Origin of the sequence: Micromonospora sp. NPDC023814, from assembly GCF_040639595.1 — a bacterium.
In the GTDB taxonomy this organism is placed as follows: domain Bacteria; phylum Actinomycetota; class Actinomycetes; order Mycobacteriales; family Micromonosporaceae; genus Micromonospora.
This window is the reverse complement of record NZ_JBFAAF010000036.1, coordinates 41,222-59,392: the sequence shown is the minus strand read 5'-3', so window position 1 is coordinate 59,392 and position 18,171 is coordinate 41,222. Positions and strand designations below refer to the sequence as shown.

The window sequence follows — 18,171 nt, the reverse complement described above, 5'->3', positions numbered from 1 at the left end:
TCGTATGAGGGTGGTTTTACCTCTGTGAGGATGGACGGGGATGGGTCCGTCACGAAGTTTGATGGTAGTGGCCGTGTGGTGTCGGTGACGTCGGTGGAGCGTCATGAGGGTGGGCCGGATACGTATTCGACGACGACGTATTCGGCGTGGGATGAGAAGGGTCAGCCGACGGCGGGTTCGGGTCCGGATGGTGCGTTCACGTTGTCGTATGAGGGTGGTTTTACCTCTGTGAGGATGGACGGGGATGGGTCCGTCACGAAGTTTGATGGTAGTGGCCGTGTGGTGTCGGTGACGTCGGTGGAGCGTCATGAGGGTGGGCCGGACACGTATTCGGTCACGACATTCACGGGGCACGACGAATATGGCCGCCCTACTGCTGGTAGTGACGACGGTGGTCATTTCACCATCGCGTACGACTCGAAAACGGGCTACGAGACCCTCACCTATGACAGCGGCCCGAACCAGTACACGAAAGTCGTGCTGACCGGAGACGGCAAGCTCGTCTCGACAACACTGCCGGACGGCACATTCGTCGACTGGCAGGTCCAACTCCAGGACTTGGGCCATCTCGCGCTGGCCATGCCGAAACACCAACAAGCGATCGCGAGTGCTATCCGGGGCATCGAGAGCCAGTTCTCCGCGGTCAGGGAGGCTTGGGTCTCCCCGGCCGCCGACTCGTTCGATGCCCTGGCCAAGGAGTTCGGGACTGCGGCGGCAAACTTGAGCGCCCTTCTGGCGGAGGCGGCGAACCGCATGACACGGACCTACCAGAACATCGTCGACGCTGAGACGATCAACGCTGGACCGCATTAGGAAAGGCTTGCCCGGATTGGTCGGCGCCTCTCCGACGTGAGTAATTAGAACGACACGATATCAGCTTTTGCTGGGAACCTCTTGCCGGAAGGGGCCGAGGATGGCCGTCGATTACAACAAAGCGACTAACGGGTCGGTTTCCAACGTCATCCACGTTGACCCGCTCATGTTGTGGGACAAGTGCCGCAAGATTCTGGACTACCTGGAACTCGTCGTCAAAGAGCTGACCGAGATCGGCAACAAGTGGGAGAATGTCCAGATACGCTGGCAAGGTCCGGACGCGACGACCGCCCAGGATTTCGTCAACCAACTGCAAGCCGCTTTCACCGCGCTTTTCGGCCCGGCAGGCGCCACGGACATCAGCGATCTGAAGTCTGGTGAGGGTTCACTGATAAAGCTGAGCGCTGGCATCAGCATGGCGTCGCGCAACTACGGTGGAGCCGAGGAGAGCGTCTGCGAGGTGATGGTGAGCTTTGCGCAAGCGCTCGGGGAGGAATCCGGTGGTGGTCGCAATAGTTGGGAGGGTGTGCAGACCTATGGCCCGTTGAGCGAGTACAGGGGCTTCGGCCAGAAGTGGGTACCCTGAGCAGCGCAAGCTCAACGACAAACTCTGCGGGATCACGGCGAGATTCGACAGCAACGGCTCGATCTGAGAGTGGTGTAAATTGCCCGGCGGCGGCCCCCGACCATACCACCCAAAGAGTGACGACGAGGTCTGGAAAGCGCCACCGGACCCGGCTGCGCTGCGCGAACTGGCGCGGCGCCTCGATGCCTTCGCGTTCAAGCTGAAGAACGTCCGTGACAGCATCAAGTACGCGGTGTCGACAACCGGCTGGTGGGGAAGTGGATATAACGCGACTATGAGGGCCGGGCTGGCGGTCTCCGCCGTCCTGGACAGGGTCGCTTCGGCTTACCGCGAGTTCGCGACCTCGGTGCGGCAGCTCGCCGATGAGGCGGAAAAGCACTGGGCGGAACTGAAAAAGCAAAGTTACCTCAAGATGTTCAGCTTGTTGGTCGACGTTGTCACGATCTTCCTGCCGCTCGGTAAGATTCTCAGCTCCATGGTCAATGGGTTGTCCCGCGCGTTCACCTGGATCGCGACAAGGCTTGGCACGGTCATGCCCAAAGGCGCTGTCGTGCAGTTCGTCTTTGGCCAGGTGGCCATGTTGCCGGTGTCGCTCGCGATCTGGGGGACGCCGGAGCTCCTCGCATCCTCCCTAACGAACAACTGGGCCTTCGAGCCGGTCGCCTTCGGGGTGGTGTTCGGTCTCGGCGCGGTCTTCGCCCATCCATTCTTCTGGAGGGGGCCCAAGGCCGGCGCGGGCGGCGCGACAGACGTCGCAAACGTCGGGGGAGTGTCGGGCCAACGAACTTCTACGGGCAGTACCACCTCGTCGGTCATCTCCAACCAACCCTCTCTAATCAAGACGATCGAGGGCACTGGGCTCGGCATCGTGCCCAGGAATCTGGACAGTAACGGGGTATCTCCGCTCACCTCGCGACCGTCCACCGCCGGTAGTACGGTCGCCCCCGGCGAAATCTCGGCGCGGACCCCATCACCCGTCCCCGACGCGGCGAGCGCGGGCGGCCCGCCGGCGGCGGGTGCGGCGTCGTCGAAGGCCCTGGCCGGGCACCCGGATCAGGTCGCGGTGCCGCCGCCGGTGGTGGGCCCGCGCGGCGCCGGTCGTGGGCCGTCGGTCGAGCACACGCCGGACCCGGTCGTGCCACCGTCGCGGCCCGGCACACCGTCGCTGTTCGAGGCGACGCCGCCCGGCGGCACGGTGGCACCTCCGGGCATCGCGAGAGACATTGCGCCGCCGCCGGCGGCGACGAGCCGAGGTGAACCGGCTGTGACGCACCCGGCCGAGGGCTCGGGTGCGGTGCCGCGGTTGCCGGTCGGGAGGGGCGGTGAGCCGGTGCCGCCGACGTTGCGGATGGAGCCGCCGCCACCCGGGACCGGCGAGCGCTGGGTGCAACCGCCGGATGTGTCGGCCGGTGGGGGGCCTCGCGGTGGTGCGGTGGACCTGCCGGGTGTGGGTCATGGTGGCGCGGGCGCGGGCTCCGTGCCGCGGGTGGGTGCGGGCGCGCCTGTGCCGCAGTTGCCCGGTGTGCGGGATGTGGTGCCGGCGGGTGTAGGTGAGCAGGCTCTGCCGCCGGTGGGTCGGTTGGCCGGTGGGGGGCCTCGCGGTGGTGCGGTGGACCTGCCCGGTGTGGGTCATGATGGCGCGGGCGCGGGCGCGGGCTCCGTGCCGCGGGTGGGCGCGGGCGTGCCTGTGCCGCGCTTGCCTGAACCGGCGCACCTCGGCGCGGCGCCGCCGAACGTCAGGGCGGCCGCACCGTCACCGCATGGTGGACCGGATGAGGCTGCTTCGCTGGCCCCGGGCGCTCCCGGACGCCGGCAGGTGGATGTGTCGCTGTCGCCGGGCCATGAGTTGAGTGCCGCCGACAGCCGAGCGATCGGGAAGCTGCCGTCGAACGGGTCGGTGGCGATCCGCGGTGGTGAGGGGCAATTCCCGGCCTCCAGCCTGCCCAACCTGCGGCAGACCATATGGGCTGGCACCGAGGGTGAGTTGGTGGTGCGGGCGTCTCGGGTGAAGGGGCTGCCGACGGACCCCTCGGTGGTGCCGACGCTTCGCGGCAGGCCGGTGCCGGCCGCGGAAGCCGACGAGTTCCGCGTTTTCGGGAGCGAGGCGCAGGCCAGGTCGGCTCACCCGACATGGTCGCCAACCGCCCTGCGGGCGGGAAGCTCCAGCGTGACGTCGGTCGGTGAGGCGAGCGTGGCAGCCGGGCAGGCCGCCGGGGTCCGGCCACCAACACGTGAGCTGCCGGGCGAACCGGTTTCCGTGCCGCACGACGGGAGTCGACTGCCGAGCCCCACACAACGGCCCGTGCCGGATGCGGACTCTGGGCGACCGGCGTCCACGAACCTCGGCGACCCGGCCGGCACGGACCCCGCACGGGCGGCGAGTGCCGAATGGACCCGGCTGCCCGACGGCTTGCACGAAACCCGCGATGGTGGGGCGCTGCGGCTGGGCAGCGGGGACACCGAGCCGGGCCTCGTAGACGTGCCGCCGGGGTCCAGGGCGGTGTTCGACGGTGCGGGCGAGCTGCGCCTCGTCATACGGCCTGACGGGCTCAGCTTCGACCGTGACCTCGTTGGAGCCTGGTCGGCGCGTACCGAGCGCGGCGAGATCACCGTCAGCAGGCTCACCATGCCGGAGCAGCTGACGCTGGCTGATGGCCGGACCATCACACTCAGGTCGGGTGACCAGGTCCGTCACGAGATCACCAACGAAGTGGTGGCCTATCGCGTGGGCCGGGGCGCTGATGCCGTGGATGGCCTCGGACCTCAGGGGAGCGGCAACACGTTCCTGCGCATGGGGGATGGACGCTGGAGTGTCGCGGATATCCGGCTGCCTGAGTTCCAGGGGTGGCTGGCCGCGGCGAACAAGGCGCCACAGGCGGCGCGGGAACTGTTTGCCATCGCCGAACGTTATGGGCCGCGGGTCGCCCCCGGTCGGCGGCTCAACGAGCTCGACGACGTCGCGATCGGCGGATTGCTGCGCTCCGACCAAGGCGACGACGTGACGGCGGCTGTGTACGAGGTGATCCGCCGGCACACGGGCATGGAGATGCGGTGGACCCAGGCGGATGCGGTCGATGGGCTGACCACTATCGCGGTGGTCAACATGGCGGCCGGCGAGGGGAAGTCCCTGGCTTACCACGCCGCGGTGGGTCGCCTGGCCTTCCGGGGAGAAGCAGTGCAGTACATCAGCACCCGGGACAACCTGGCCGCACGTGACGCTCAGGCCCTTCGTGGCATGTACGAGCCGTACGGCGCCAAGATCCATCGGATGAACGAGGAGGGCAACGTACCGACGCCGGTGCCGGGAGAGCCGACCATCTACGTCGGGACGCACAACGACATCGGATTCAGCTACCTGGGGGACAAGCCGATACCCGGCCGGACCGCGGTAATGGACGAGATCGACGAGGCCCTGGTCTTCGACGACACCCTCTTCCAGCACAGCACAGGAGTCGGCAACCCGGCGGCGAAGGCCGTCGTCGGTCAGGTGGTCTGGGCCCGCGACTTCCTCAACTCGCACCGGGCCGGCGGTTCGCTGACCGCGGACGACTTCAACCTCGGCCCGGGCCGGCGCGGGGCGCCCGGGCTGACCGAGGAGGGCCTGGCGAAGGTCGAGCGGATACTTGGACGTGCGCCGTCTGAGTGGCAGCAGAAGCGGCTGAACCTCTCGGCGCTCGCCGAGTTCCATTACCGGTACAAGACCCACTACACGCTGGACGAGCACGGCAAGGTCGTCATTATCAACCAGACGACCCACAGGGTCCTGAAGGACCTCGGGGCGTCGACGGAGAGGTTCGGCCGCGAGACCCGCTGGAACGATGGGTTGGCGCAGGCGATCGAAGCCAAGCACAACCTCCCCATCCGCGCCGACGCGGATACCCTCAAGAAGGTCAGCGCGGGAGAAATCTACAGCAGCAAGAACTACGACGTCGTGGTAGGCGCATCCGGGACCGCGTTGGGGAAGGAAGTGCAGTTCGCCCAACAGGGCCTCTCTGGGAAGATCCGGGACGTCCCGCGCTACTTCAAGTCGAAGCTGATCGAAGGCAACGATCTGGTATTCGCCACCACCGACGAGAAGCTCGGCGAACTCGTCGCCCATGCGGCCCGGGACGCGGCGGCGGGCCGGCCACAGTGGATCATTGCGCATGACAACGCCCTCGTCTCGAAGCTCTCGGACATGTTCAAGGCAAAGGCTGTCGACCACACTGCGGTTGATGCCGACTGGTTCCTGAAGCATGGGCCCCGTGCCGAAGCGGCATTCCAGCGGGTCGTCGACGAGGGTGGCCAGGTGGGCAAGATCACCGTCGTCAACCTGCAGGGCGCGCGCGGTGTCGACGTCCCGATCAGCGCCAGCGTGGCCAAGCTCGGTGGCCTGGACGTGAAGGTCACCGCGCGGTCCGCCATTTCGCACGACATCGACATCCAGGCCATGAACCGCGCCGCTCGCAGCGGGCAACCTGGCCGCGCACAGTTCTACACCTCGCTGGACGACGACCTGCTCGTCAACGCCAACAGTCCCCGGGCGACCGTGACCATCACCCGGTACGAGATCGCCAAACAGGCCAACCAAGACCTGCCCACCCTGTGGAGCGCCGCCGACCTCAAGCAAGCCGAAGCGGACGTTCGGGCGCTGGTTCCGGTCCTGCAGGCGGAAGCGCAGGAACGCTTCCTCGCCTCGATCACGCCCACCCCGCGTCCCACCGTGGCCGATCCGGTCCCGACACCGGTCCCGACGGCGCATGCCGGCACGCCTGCCCGGCCGAGCGTGGACGTTACGACGCCTGCGGAGCACCCTGCCGCAGTGCCCGCCGACGGTACGCAACCACCGGCCTCGGCGCGGAATGCCGTACCGGGCGGGTTGACGCCCCCGGCAGTGGAGGGGATGCTGCGTCCATCCGGCGCAGCCCCCATCGACCCTGCCGTGCAGCTCTCGGCGCTGCGCGCCGCCGCGCAGGCCGGGGCAGGGCTGGAGATCCGGCAGCTGGCGGATCAGCCGGGCTACGCGTTGACCCGCAACGGTGGGGTGGACCAGATCCGGGCGGCGTCCGGCCTGGCGTTCGGTCAGCGGTCCGTCCTGGTGGTGAACCCCGGCGTGTCCGGCGCCGGCGACACCGCCGAGGTCACGGACTTCCTGGACCGGTTGCCCGACGCGCATCGCGAGGCCACGTTGATCGACGTGGGTGCCGGGCCGCGCGTGCCGGTCGACGTCGTTCAGGGGTGGGCCGACCAGGGCTGGACCGGACCGGGCGGGACGGCACCGATCATCGTCGGGGTCGACCGCCTGGACGAAGCTCCGAACTCGAAATGGTTCGTGCCGTACGTCGATACCTCGAACCTGCGCGGGCCCACCTCGGACCAGTTCGCCAGATACTTCCTCGTGTACCCGTCAACCGGCCCGGTCCCCGGCGCCACGCCGCACAACCTTCCGGCGTCGGGGCTGGCTAACCAGTTCGAGCTCGGCCAGGGCTGGGTCCTCGACACCGCCCGGCCGGGCGCGGCGCTGGTGAGCCCACCCGCTGCCGGCCCGGGGCAACCGCCGTCGCGCCCGCTGACCGGCGGCCCGCCCGGGTCGAACAGGCTCGAGGTCACCGGCTCCGCGACGATGCCGCCCGAGGTCAAGGCCCAGGTGCATCGACTGCTGAGCGGGCTCCCGCCCACGGTGGACCTCGTGGTCGACGGGCGGAGCGGGCGGGGCCTCGCCTCGTGGCTGGCTGACCTGGAGCTCGCCGCTCTCGCGCAGCGCATGCCGTCCGGCTACAGGGCGGAGCCGGTGCCGGCCGGTTATGTCGTCGGGCGCGACGGAGCTCGGTTCGCGGGCCTGGAGTCCGCCCGGACGATGCCGCGGCTGACCGATTCGGTGGTGATGTTCCTCGACCCGTCCATCGGCAACACCGACGCGGTGACCGACATCCTCACCGCGGCCCATGTGACCGTGCGGGGTCGGGTGGTGGCACACCTGAATCCGCCAACGCCGGTAGACCCGGTGCGGGCCGCCAACACCGCCGGGGAACTGCGGCAGCGGGCCGGAGTTTCGGTCCTCATCGCCGCCGGCGACCTGGCCGGCCCGCCAGCACCGAATCAGTTCGTGCCGATCGGTTCGGTCACCGGCCATTACCTGGTGCTTCCGTCACCGCAGGGTCGGTCACCGGCCTCCGCGACCAGCGATACGGGTTCGGTTTCGGGTGCCGCCTCGGTGACGGACGGCACGTCAGTGACCGCGCCATCCTCCTACGGCGACATGGAACCGGCGGACGGCGTCTCGGCTGCGGAGATCCCGTCCGGGTTCTTCCTGCACGGCCCGGTAAGGTCTGCCGCCGATCTGAACGCGGCCAGCGCACTGCCCACGTCGATCCTCGGGACCAGAGTCGTTCCGGATGCCCTCCTGTTCGCCGATCTCGGATCGCTGGCGGCCGCCGTCGAGTCCCGGCGCGCCACGAACGCGCCGATCTTCATCGACCTTCGCTTCGCCGGCGCCCAGCGGACGCCGGAGTGGCTGACCGGGATCGCCGAGATTCTGGGCGCTCCGGTCCTGGTGGACGGCGAGTTGGCCGAGCTGGCGCCTGCGCACAGCATCGGCCTGGACGCCGAAGGTCGACCGCTCCAAGGCAGTGGCGTGGCCGCCGCGTTCCTGGTGCGACCACAGGCCGACGCACGCGGGTGGTCCGTGAACCGACCACGGTCCACGGACCTGGCGCGACTGCGGGTGTGGCGCGACCATCTGCAGGCGAAGGTCGACGAGGGGCTGGCCGAGGCCGGGCCGTCGGCCGGCAACGTACAGGCAACCTGGCGGGCTTTCAGTGAGACGGTGGGCAACGCCGCACTGCGGGCGGGTGCGGACGACGAGGCGGCGCAGGCTGAGGTCGCAACGGCGGTCCGTGCGTACGTCGACGCCTCCGCGCAACTGCCCACGCAGCTGAGCGTGCTGCCGACGGTGGCGCAGGTCCTCGGCGTGGCCCCGGCGTTGAGTCCGTTGCCGGCCACGACGGGAGCCGACGGGCGCTTTGTCGCCGGTGCGCTGGGCAAGGCCCTCAACGCGCTGGCGCTGGTTCCCGACGCCGACGTCCGCGGCGCGGCGTTCGACTGGAATCGCTGGGTGTCGTCGGTGGACCCCACTGCGGATCGGCTGGAGATCCTCAAGGCGGCGACCGTTCGGATCACCGATGTCTTCCTGGCAGCCCGGCCCGCCGACGATCCGGCTTCAGTGCGCGACGCGGCCGTGTACCTCGCCGGACGGGGCGCGATCAAGACCGCGCTCGGCTACCTTGCCGAGCCCGACCCGTCCCGCCGTCGACGCATCGTCCGCGCCGCGGTGCCCGAGGCCGACGCCGACCTGCTGAAGGCGCTCGGGGACCTGTCCCGCGGCACCGCGAAGCTTCCCTCGGAGAAGGCCGACGTCAACATGATCACGACGGTGGCCAACGCCTTGGTACGCCCTGCTGACGTCCCTGACCTCCACGACACGTCCGCGATGGCTGCGGCAGTGGACAGCTTGCGCGAGCCTGTCCCTGCTGACGTCCCTGACCTCCACGACACGTCCGCGAAGGCTGCGGCGCTGGACAGCTTGCGCGAGCCCGTCCCTGGAACCCCCACGGCCGGCATCGACTGGGTCTTCGACCCCAACCGCGAGATGGCCGCGGCTTTGGGCATCTCGCGCGAGTTCGTCCCCCGATACCTCACCGACGCGGAACGCGTCGAATGGATCGATATCATCAACAGCCTGATCGCCCGGCATCCCAGCCTGGCGAATACCCTGCGGGTGATCGCGGTCGCGACCGTCGACTGCTAAAGCGCCTGAAAGAAAGTGCTGGACCTCGCCCCCCTGACGGGGGCGAGGTCCAGGGCGCAGCGGTGGTGGAGCTTTGCTCGCGCTTTCAGCACACTGTGTCGGGGAACGGCACCTGCATCAGCTTCGCGTACTCCTCGGCGGTCATGGTCGCCCCGGGATCGGTGACGCGAATCCGGAACAGCCAACCGGCACCGAACGGGTCGCGGTTGACCAGACTCGGGTCGTCCCGGAGCGCGGCGTTGACCGCGAGGACCACACCGGAGGCGGGGGCGTCTACATCGCTGGCCGTCTTCGACGACTCGACGGAGCCGCATGCTTGCCCCACGGTCACCTCGGCACCGATGTCGGGCAGCTGGACGTAGACGATGTCGCGCATGCCATCGGCCGCATGCTTGGTCAGGCCGACCGTTTTCGCGTCGCCGGCCTCGTCCAGCCAGGTGTGACCGGCGGTATAGCGCAGGTGTGCCGGCACCATCATCATCGGAATCTCCCCTCTGGCGCATCGAGCAGCGCAACCTTTACCGGAGAACGATGCCAGCGGCGGCTCGGTTCACGACCGCGGGCGTGGCAATCCGCGGCCGGGCGTCCCGGTTTGGGGGACCTTCGGGACGGAACATCGTGACCCGACTATCGGGAACTACAGATGATCAACGTCACGGCCTAGCGTCCTCTGAAACACCGCTGACACAGATCGGAAATGAGGCCCGGTGGCGGGGCGACAGGACGAGCCGGCTGGCATTCTTGGCAAGGAACCCGATGGGGCGGCCAGGCGTGCGGATCCGGTTTCGCGCCCGGACCGTCGCCCTGACCCGCCAGCCGATCTCCTCGGATCGCCGGCAGGGCCGTCGGTGCCGCCGATCGCATGGGCGCCGGCTACCCGGTGGCCCAGCCCTCTGGGGGAGTCGGAGGTCGCGCCGCGCCTGCCGGACGGGGCCCTGGGCAGTCCAGCGTCGACTGCCCAGCCGACCCCAAGCGCGTCAGCCACCGTTTCCGTGGATGCGGGGTTGCCGACGGCGGCGATGTTCGACGGGCTCGCCACGGAGCTGGCCGAGGTGGACATTGATGTCCTGCTGGTCAGGCTGAGGGCGGTGCTCGAGTCGGCTGAGATGTTGGCTGCTGGCGTTTCGATTCCGGCTGGGCTTGAGTTGGCTGAGGCCGCGTTCCTGGCCGCCGCCGCGTACGGGGTGGGCGAGTTCCGGGTCAGGGATGTGGTTGCGGCGCTTCGGGTGTTGTCGGCGCCGGTGGTCGATGGTGGGGTGCGGTGGCGGCGTTGGGCGGATGTGCGGGGCTTCGTCCATGCGGGGATCGACGATCGTGAGTTGTGGTTGCCGGATGGGCGGCCGTTCGAGGAGGTGTTGAAGGCCCGGCTGTTGTTGTCGGCGGTGGGTGGTCTCCCGGCGGGTGAGGTGGTCGGGCTTGACCGGCTGCGTGGGTTGGTGTGGTTGCCGAGCCGGAGCATGGTGCCGGCCGCGGTGGCGGCGTGGGTGGGGCGGGTCGAGGTTCGGCCCGGTGAGGTGGGTGATGAGACGACGTGTGTGCCGCGGGCTCTGGATGGGTTCCGTGCCGTGTATGGGCGGTGGGGTAACCGGGCCGGTCTGGATGATCGCACGGTCGGTGCTGGTGGTGGGCTGGTGTCCGAGCGGGACTGGCCGGGGCTGCTCGAGGTGCTGGACGCGGTGCCGGAGCGTGTCGCGCATCCTGACGGCGTCGCGGCCGAGGATGTTGTCCGAGTGTTGGAGAGCGTTCCTGGTTCGATGGTGGTGGTGCGGATCTCTCCGCCGAACCAGCGTGAGCATGTGTTCCAGTTGTACAGCGAGCCGGGGGTGGATGGGGCGCCGGCGCGGATCCGGGTGTTGGACACGCTGGTCCACGGCGCGTTCGAGCATCGGGTGGCCGCGGACGCGGCCGGGAGTCCGGCCGGGGATCGGTGGTTGCGGTGGCTGTGGATGCCCGGCACCGTGGTGGTCGCGTTGGACGCGCAAGGACGTACGACCACGGTCTCTGACCTGCTGGGTGCCGGCGTCGTGCCGACCCTGCGAGGTCGGGCAGGGCACCCCGATTCGTCTGATGAGGACCATCGGAGTGCTGGCGGGCCGTCGGGCTTCCAGCCGCGCATCCCCGGTGTCGACGCGGACTTCGAGACCCGGCTGGAAGCCGCCCTGCGAAGGTACGTGTACGACGACCTGGCGGATGACGTCGAACGGGTGGAGGCCGAGCATGCCGACCCGGCCATGGCCGAGGGCCGACAGCGCGGATTGGAACATGTCGAGGGCATCGCCCATGCCGCCGGGTGGATCGACGAGGTGTTCGGGCGGCTCGCCACCGCGCCACGGCTGGTCGCCGACCGGCCGGACGCTCCGGGAACCCCGCACGACCCGGACCCGTTCGAATTGGCGCGGCAACAGAGGATGGATGCCGTCCAGCGGCACGCGCACCTGGTGGAGACGCTGCTGTCCTACCGGTCGCACGCTGTCGAGGTGGCGCAGGTCATAGCCGAACACCACGCCCGCATAGAGTTCGATGCCGACCAGCGGCCGGCCAATGACGAGACCCAGGCGATGCTCCGGGCGGTCGAGCGGCTCATCCAGGACGAGAGCCTGGTCGAGCGGGTGCTGGTCACCGAACGCGGTCGGCCGGCCCACACCATCGATGACCACGTGTACGTGCAGTTGATCGTTCCTCATCTGGACACGCGACAAAACCGGATCTGGAACGTACGGGTCAGCGGCACGCTGGTCCACGAACTGTTCCACGCGATGCAGGCCAAGAAGCACGGCGTGGTCTCCTGGCTGACCCGCGTCGTGTGGGCCGGTGTCGAGCGCGCCGTTCTGCATGGAGACCCGGACCTGCGCGCGACGGTCGAGGGGATGGCCCTGACCGCCGGTCCGGCGTTGGAGGAGGACCAGCTCGCGCTCGTCCGCCCCGATGACTATCCCGAGATTCACGAGGTCCACGCCCTCGCGGCGGTGGTGGGTGCCGAGAAATTCATCCTGGCGTACCTTCCCGGCGACATCGCGATGATGACCGGCCCGTTGACGGTGGCGCTGCTCGGCTCTCCGCGGGCACCGCTGACCATCGGCGAACTGGCCGAGGTGGCCGGGCGCTTGGGTCGCCTGTCCTCGCGTCAACGCCTGTGGGTCAACGCGTATCTGGACAGCACGGCTCCGGCCCACGAGGTCACCGACGTGATCAGCCGGCCGGGGGCGGAGGCGCTGTCGGTGTTCCGGGGCTCGATCCGGGCGGTAACCCCGGGCGGTCTCGCGACGCTCGACGAGCTGAATCTGCGGGGCGGGGGCCTGTCGGACGGTGAGCCCGATGCGAACTCCGAGGTGTTCGACCGCGCGTCCGATGCGGACTCGGAGCCGAACGGAGCGCCGGGATGGGTGGGAAGGCTGCGGTTCGGGGACACCGAGTTCGTGCGCCAGCTGTGGTCGTTCGGCCGGCAGGTGCGGGCGCTGCACCCGGGTGGCGTCGGCGGCGCGTTGGCGGAGGCCGCGGAGTTCGTGTCCGGGGTGGTGGGCATGCCGCCCGTCCAGGCGGTGCCGGCAACCGATGGCAAGGGAGGGGAGCTGGCTGTCGGGAGCTGGGCGGTGTCGGTGCGGGTTGGGGTGCCGTGGGCGCAGGCGTGGGAGGACCTGCTGCGTGGGTTGATGAGGGCGGAGGCGCACTGGCGAGTGGCGACCGGTGACGGTACGCCATGGCCGTGGTCGCAGAAGACGTTGGCTTCGGTTCTGAGGCACGTGGCAGGCAGGCCGGAGGTGGTCGGGCAGTGGCCGGTGTGGCGGCAGGACCTGTGGGCGGACGTGTTCGGTCCCGACGCGGCGCGGGCGCTGGACCGGGCGGCCGACGAGGTGGTGCGTCTGGCGGGCGGTGGTTCGCCGGCTGGCGCGTTGCGCGATCTTCTGGAGTCAATCACAGTTCGTGAGTCCCGCAGGAGCGGCGCGGCCACAAAGCAAGCCTACGGATGGCGTAGTGGCCACGGCAGGTTCGTCGAGGTGGACCCGGATACCGGTGTCAGGCGCGGGGAGTACGAGCTGTCGTCGGGACGGTGGGTGCCACGCCGCGGCCTGCTGGGTGGGGTGCCGGGGCCGGGGCAGGCGGCGGTCGCGGTGCTGGCGGGGTTGGCCGGGCTGGTGTCGTCGGCCCCGGCCGCCTCGAATCCGGCCCAGCGGGTGGTGATGGTCGTCCGGGACCGGCATGAGGGCTTGCCGGAGTTGGCCGATCATGGTGCCACAGACGTGATCGTGGGTGGCTTCCAGTTCCGGGTGAACACGACGCATCCGTTGGACAACGACACGAACGATTATGTCGATGGGCTGGATCCCGTGCTGTTGCTCAACGGCGTTCCGGTGAACGGGTCTCACCGTGATGCGCTGTTGCAGGACGTGGCCCAGTTGGACGGCGTAAACCGGCTGGCGATGCTGGGGGGCGCGACTAACGGCGCTTCTGATGAGCTTGCGGGCGGCTATCTACCGTCCGATGCCTGGAACGTGACCTTCTCGCAGCTGTATCCGCCGTTGCGCGACGCGCTGCGGACGTACTCGTTCTCCGGAATCAATCTTTTCCCCGACGCCGGGAGGGACGCGGCCTTCAACTATTCACAACTCGTCGACGCACTGCGGGCCGACTTCGGTCGCTCGTTCCTCATCGCGATGACGCGGCGTGGAGCGCTCGACCCCGATTGGTCGGACAACCTCGCCGGCGTCATGGACAAGGTCGACTGGCACATCCTCTACGGCACGGGCACCGTGCGGAACGGCTGGCAGAACCTCATCGGCCAGACCGGACTGGACCCGGACCGGGTCATCGTCCTGGTGCGCACGGCGGAGTACGTCGAGGGTCCGGCCGCGTTGACGGCGGACACGGAGGAGAGCATCAGCAGCCGGGTCGGCGGCCTGGCCCAGGCGGTTCCAGACATTCTGGGGGTCGCCGGCTGGGAGTTCGGCCATGCCGAGCCGGGGGACGCGCCGTGGGTCTGGACGGAGCGGGCAGCGCGAGCGATGCGTGAGGGCGACTACGTGCCCGGGGAGCGCGCTCGCCAGCAGCTCAACCTGGGCATCGGCGCGGGTGTCGGCGCGGGCATCGGCACCATGGTGGTGCTGGCATCGATAGGCGGCACTGCTTACGTACTTGTCACCCGGCGTCGGCGCCGGGTGGCTCACGATCGGGCGGTTCTGGCGGGTCTGGCTAATCGGGCGGCTGCTCAGCCTGAGGCCGACAAGCGCCGTGCGTGGGCTCCGCAGCCCGGTGATGTGGAGTTGGTGGCGCTGGCGAGCAGGAGCGTCGGGCCGGGCACGGCGCTGGAGGTTCTGCAGCACACGATCGACGGTCTCGAGCGGGCCGCGCAGGCGATGTCGTCCGCGGGGGACTCTGAGGAGCTCTGGTCGGCGCGGCGGGCCCGGCTGCTTCCGGGCGGGCCGATGGCGACGATATCTCGCACGTATCTGACTGGTGGCGCGTCGGGGCTGCGGGCGCAGTTGGCCCGCACGCGGCGGGACCTGGCCAACTTCCTCAAGCTGCGTGGGGCGGTCACGGCAGGGGTGTTCGGGGTCCAGCAGTGGGCCTTGCTGAAGGCATATCTGGAGGGGGAGGCGGACCGGCATGCCGCGCGGGCGGCGGCGACGCAGCGGCTGCGCACCTTCCCGCGTCTGGCCGACGCCACCGACCGGCAGGTCGGCGCGGTGCTCGACAGCGCGGTCGAGCACCTCGTCCACGGGATGGATCTCGTCACGAACTTGAATCTCGACACCATCGTCACGCTCGAGCTGGACCGGCCGTTGTGGCTGCCTGACGAGGCAGGCCAGGCATCCGGGTTCAGGACCACCGTGCGGGAGCTGCTGCAGGGCCACCAGCCGGGCGGCACCTTCCCAGCGGGGCAGACCCACGTGTCGATGACCGTGTGGGAGTTCATGAAGGCCGTCCCGCAGGTCGCCCTGCTCAACACGTGGACCACGCAGACCAGGTCCGCAATGGTGGCAGGGCAGCTGTACCAGAACTGGCGTGGAGGCAAAGAGTCCGGGTTCGGCTACTGGCCGGCGCTGCTGCCGAAGGGAGGTGACGCGGCATCGCTGGAGACGGGTCACCTGTTCCGTCCGGAGGAGCCGTGGAGCCTGCCTCTGTACATGAGCCCGATCTCGGTGTTCCGGCCGAGCGGAACAGACTCCTTCTACGGGCGAGCGGTGTTCCATTGGAAGACGGCCCAGCTCCTGAACGCCGTCACGTTCCGGGAGGATTCATCTGGTCGCGTCCTGCCGGTGCGATGGTTGAACAACCTGTACTGGCTGGTGGCTCGCGGCGGGAAGTCGGTCGTCGACCTGATGGTGGGCGAGGCGACCGGCTTCGACCTCGCGCCGGGCCAGATCAGCGCCCTGCAGGCCGAACCCGACATCCCAGGCGCGGAGATCATCGAGGCGTTGCTGAACCGGCCGGCCCGGTGGAAGGACCTCGAGCGGGTGGTGCTGAGCTGGTCGGCCGACGAGGCGGACGGCCTGGCGCAGGCGTCGCGGCAGCGGGACGAGTTGGAGGCGTTTGCCGTCAAGCACGGGTTCGACTTCGAGGTGGTGTTGCACCGCGACGGTGACCCACCGTTGGACCTGTTCCGGTATCCACGGGCATTCGTGACGGTGCCGGGAAGCGCGGGCGCTCCGGTCACGCCCGTGGGTCTGCTCCGCGGCGGTGTCACGATGCCCACATCGGGGAACACCGCGGACGGGGTGTCTGCTTCATTGCAGACCCCGCCGGAGGGGACGGGGCCGTCGGATGCCGTGCTGGAGGTGTCGGTCCCGCCCGGGGTCGGCTCGGTCGACGCCGACGGCCGGCTGGCCCTGCCTAGGCGGGACTGGTCGAAGGTGGTGGTGCGGGGCCTGGTGCAACCGAACGGGCTGGACGAGTCGGTGGCGGGCTGGCTGTCGGACTTCGACGGGGAGAGCCTGCCCCGCGCGGACACGTCGTTCGGGCCGCCCGCTCCGGGTGGTTGGCGGTTCGGTGTCGCCGCTGCGGTGGCGGGCCGGTCGTGGTGCTTCCCGGTCTACAACCGCGACGGCGCCGTCAACGTCGTGCTGACCGCGAAGCTGTACCGGCTGTTCGGGATCGCCTCAGCCGAGGCGGTCCTCGTGCGCGGGTCCGAGGGCGACCACTATGCGTGCCAGGTGGCGGTCGAGCTGATCCCGGGAGCGATCCCGCTGGACGCCGACCAGTTCCGTCCGGGACGGATGGCCGGTCGGGCCACGGCCCTGAGCGAGGGGCTGGTCAACGGTGTGGCGGCCGACCTGCTGCTGCAGAGTGGGGTCGTCACCGGGCTTGTCATGGGTGGCGCCGCGGGAGCGGTCCGGGCGCCGACGAGCTTCAAGAAGCCGTTGCTGGCGCTCGGACGCCGGCCGGTGGCATCCGGCGAGGCCGAGGATGCCTCGGTGGACCCGGCCTGGGCCGCCGTCGTGGCGGGGATGACGCCGGTGCAGTGGTTCGCGGCGACCCAGCGAGTGTGGGCGGTGCCGGACGCGGCAATCCGGGACCTGGTGCGGGCGGAGATCGGCCTGCCGCGACACGCGCAGGTGTTGGCGGACAAGCTGGTGGAGCGGAAGCGTTGGCTGCCGTTGCCACGGGTGCCGCTCGCTCAGCTGCGTGACGCGGGGCTGGCGTCAACGCCGCAGGTGGCCGGGCTTGAGGCGGCAATTACGCCGATGGGCTGGCATCTGAGCGTGGACGGCAGCGTGCCGCCCGACATCGCGCACGCCGCGCCCACGGCGGCGGGTGACTTCCGGGTGACGGTGGACCCGGTCGAGGTGGCGGGCGGCCGGATCACCGAGGAGCAGATCGCGGCGGCGTTCGCCGGGCTGGCGCCCGGGATAGCCCAGTTCACCAGTTTGGATCTGCGCCCATCCACGGGCGGCGGCCTGACCAAGCACGACATGGCCTGGTGGGCGGCGCAGGTGAGCCAGTGGGCCGAGGCGCGGGGCGAGCCGGTCGGATCGTACCACGCGAACGCGACGGCCGCGGTGACCGCGCCTCGGGCGTCCTTCGACGTGCTGCCCACCGAGTTCGAGGCGTTCCCGGTCGGGGCACACGGCGACCTGGAGATGCCGACACACCCCGAACTCGCCGTGGAGTTCCGTTTTTCCTTGCCCGGCCGGCCCTTCGCGTACCTGACCCCGGCCGGCGCGGCGCCGAGCCTGGAGCGTCACGGGTACGAGGACGGCGGCCGCCTGTTGCCCGGCACTGGAGGGTGGGCCGCCAAGCAACTCGACGGCGGGCTGCTGGTCTACCAACCGCCGCTGCCGTACTCGCCACCGGTCACGTCGACGGAACTTTTCGGTGTCACGCTGGCCGGAGACGGGTCGGCCACCACGGGCCCGTCCCGCGGTGTGCCACGGATCTTCGTGGTGACGGAGACTCCTGCTCGCGTGGTGGACCTGGGCGGCTGGACGAAGGTCGATTCGACGCACGATGGCAGCTACCGGTCACCCGAAGGTGAGCGGTACTCCGTCAAGGCCGCGAGGTCACCGGAGGACGCCGCCAACGCGCAGCTGACGTCCTGGCTGTACAACCTCGCCGGCGTCAACGCGACAACCGTCGGCGTGGGATCGGGAGCGCCGGATCTCTCCAGTGACGTGCAGACGTACACGCGGTCCATCCAGGACGCGACACCAACGTGGACGGTCCGTGACCGGGTCGCGTCACCGCCTGATGTCGCCGCCGCGCAGACGCGGGTCTCGGACCCGCTCGGTACCCCGGGCTTGCTGAAGGTGAAGCCGGAGGCGCAGCGCGGACGCTCTGGCGACGGGTTCATCCGCGGCGACGAGACGGGCCCGTGGGGCCGGTACGGTGCGGCCGGAGTCATGCTTCGCCACGTCGAGGCCGATGGCGTGGAGCGGTTCCTGCTGGTTCAGCGCGGGCCGGGGATCGCGCAACCCGGTTTGTGGCAGCTCCCCGGTGGTGCCAGGGACGAGCATGAGTCGGTCTACGAGGCCGCCGCGCGTGAGACGATCGA

5 protein-coding genes (1 of these 5 running past the window's edge) are annotated in these 18,171 nt (G+C 69.5%); 4 read left to right on the top strand and 1 reads right to left on the bottom strand.

The annotated features are described in order from the left end of the window. The 3 genes from AB0G14_RS20205 to AB0G14_RS20195 form a co-directional block, all read left to right on the top strand. On the top strand, positions 1–813 hold an 813-nt coding region (locus AB0G14_RS20205), incomplete at its 5' end, for a hypothetical protein (protein ID WP_357699490.1). Positions 814–913: 100 nt separating this feature from the next. Further along, the gene (locus AB0G14_RS20200; RefSeq protein WP_357699488.1) at positions 914–1,399 is read left to right on the top strand and encodes a hypothetical protein; all 486 of its coding nucleotides are present in this window, start codon (positions 914–916) and stop codon (positions 1,397–1,399) included. A gap of 79 nt (positions 1,400–1,478) precedes the next feature. Further along, a complete protein-coding gene (locus AB0G14_RS20195; RefSeq protein ID WP_357699486.1) occupies positions 1,479–9,185 on the top strand; it encodes a hypothetical protein in 7,707 nt (2,568 codons plus the stop codon). An 85-nt stretch (positions 9,186–9,270) separates the two neighbouring features. On the opposite strand, the gene gcvH is transcribed toward AB0G14_RS20195, so the two are convergent. After that, positions 9,271–9,660, bottom strand: coding sequence for a glycine cleavage system protein GcvH (gene gcvH, locus AB0G14_RS20190; protein ID WP_357699518.1), 390 nt, complete (start codon positions 9,658–9,660; stop codon positions 9,271–9,273). Positions 9,661–10,189: 529 nt separating this feature from the next. Here gcvH and AB0G14_RS20185 point away from each other — a divergent pair. Next, positions 10,190–18,171, top strand: part of the annotated coding region (locus AB0G14_RS20185) for a zeta toxin family protein (protein ID WP_357699484.1) (this coding region is incomplete at its 3' end). The annotated region continues 41,221 nt past the right edge of the window; 7,982 of its 49,203 annotated nt are in view.